The 2,136-nt window shown below is 68.9% G+C and carries 2 protein-coding genes; both read left to right on the top strand.

The features are described from left to right. The coding region (locus D588_RS0118505; RefSeq protein ID WP_017917034.1) for a methyl-accepting chemotaxis protein at positions 1–813 on the top strand (813 nt) is incomplete at its 5' end. A gap of 171 nt (positions 814–984) precedes the next feature. Continuing rightward, the coding region (locus D588_RS0118500) for a cache domain-containing protein (protein ID WP_043086038.1) at positions 985–2,136 on the top strand (1,152 nt) is incomplete at its 3' end.

Below are 2,136 nucleotides of genomic sequence, written 5' to 3'. Positions count from 1 at the left end.
GAAGAGACCGCCGCCTCGATGGAGGAACTGACCTCCACCGTGCGCCAGAACGCCGAGCACGCGCGCCAGGCCAACCAGTTGGCCGGCGGCGCCGCCACGGTCGCCTCGCAGGGCGGCAGTGTGGTCGGCCAGGTGGTGCAGACCATGAGCGGGATCGAGGCGTCCTCGAAGAAGATCGCCGACATCATCAGCGTCATCGACGGCATCGCCTTCCAGACCAACATCCTGGCGCTCAACGCCGCGGTGGAAGCCGCACGTGCCGGCGAACAGGGCCGCGGCTTCGCGGTGGTCGCCAGCGAAGTGCGCACCCTCGCTCAGCGCTCGGCCAACGCCGCCAAGGAGATCAAGGGCCTGATCGACGCGTCGGTGAGCCAGGTGGCCAACGGCTCGACCCTGGTGCGCCAGGCCGGCCAGACCATGACCGAAATCGTCGCCTCGGTGCAGCGCGTCACCGACATCATGGGCGAGATCGCCGCCGCCTCGCAGGAGCAGTCGGCCGGTATCGAGCAGGTCAACCAGACCGTCACCCAGATGGACGAGACCACCCAGCAGAACGCCGCGCTGGTCGAAGAAGCCACCGCCGCCGCCCGTTCGATGGAAGAACAGGCCGGCCAGCTGATCGAGGCCGTGTCGATCTTCCGCGTCGAGCAGTCGGCGCAGGCCAGCGCGGTCCACGCGCCGCAGGCCGTGTCCGCGCCGCGGGCGGCAGCGCCGGCGAAGAAGCCTGCGGCCGTCGCCGCCGCCAAGCCGGCGGCGGTGCGTGCCCGCAAGGTCGAGCCGGCCCTGGCCGATTCGGACTGGCAGGAGTTCTGAGACAGGCCCGGCCTGTCGCTGCCCCCCCCCCCATCCCCGGCCTTCGCGCCGGGGATTTTTTTGACCGCCGCTCCAGTGCGAGGATTGTCTACGGATCGGTCGCGCCGCACGCTCAATTTCCCCGTTCCCGGAGCCGTTAAACCTTTGGGAACCTTTCCAAGGATCAGGTCGATGTCGTCTCGCTCGTTGCTCACCCGCCTCTCGGATCTGCCGCTGCGCCGCAAGTTCCTCTGGCAGACCTTGTTGCTGGGTGCCGGCATCGTCCTGCTGGCGGTGATTGCCGCACGCATGCAGTACCTGGACATCCGCAACACGCGCGAACAGGCACTGAAGAGCCAGATCGAGCTGGCGCTGGGCGTGGTGCGCGCCTATGCGGCCGAAGTGGACAAGGGCGGCATGCCGCTGGCCGAGGCGCAGCGTACCGCCCTGCGCACCCTGGAATCGATGCGCGCCCGCGACGGCGTGGACTACTTCTACGTGCACGACCTGCACCCGACCATGCTGATGCACCCCACCCGCCACGACCTGGTCGGCAAGGACATCGGCCAGGTGCTCAGCGCCGACGGCAAGCCGATCTTCCGCGAGTTCGTGAAGGCAGCCGAGGCCGGCGGCGGCTACGTCGACTATCTGTGGCCCAAGCCCGGCAGCGACAAGCCGGTCGAAAAAATCTCCTACAACGCCGCGTTCGCGCCCTGGCACTGGGTGATCGGCACTGGCGTGTATATGGACGACGTGCAGGCGCAGGCGCTGGTCTTCACCGGGGTGATGACCCTGGCCGGCGGCATCCTGGTGCTGCTCACCTTCGGCATCAACTGGCTGATCGGCAGTTCGGTGCTGCGACCGGTATCGCGCAGCCTGGAGGCGATCCGCGCGGTGTCGCGCGGCGACCTCAGCGTGCGCATCGACAATCCCGGCCGCGACGAGACCGGCGAGATGCTGCGCGCCACCGGCGAGATGATCCGGATGCTGGAACGCTTCTCCAGCGAGACCGCACGGATGGCGGTGCTGCACGCCGACAAGGACATGTCCCACCGCATGCCGGAGGACTTCCCCGGCGTGTACGGCGACCTGGCTGCGAGCATCAACCGCATGATGTTCGAGCACCTGGACGCGATCGTCGACGCCATCGCGGTGCTCAACGAGTACGCCAATGGCGACCTGCGCCGCGACGCCCGGCGCCTGCCCGGCAGCCGCGCGGTGCTGCACGAATCGATGGACGCGGCCAAGGCCAGCCTGCTGGCGATCAACACCGAGATCAAGCGCCTGGCCGCGGCCGCCGCCGCCGGCGACTTCAGCGTGCGCGGCGACGCCGGGCGGTTCCAA

The sequence above is a fragment of the Xanthomonas sp. SHU 308 genome (assembly GCF_000364645.1).
GTDB lineage: Bacteria > Pseudomonadota > Gammaproteobacteria > Xanthomonadales > Xanthomonadaceae > Xanthomonas_A > Xanthomonas_A sontii.
Note: the sequence above shows the minus strand (reverse complement) of the source record. Positions and strands in the feature narration are given on the sequence as shown.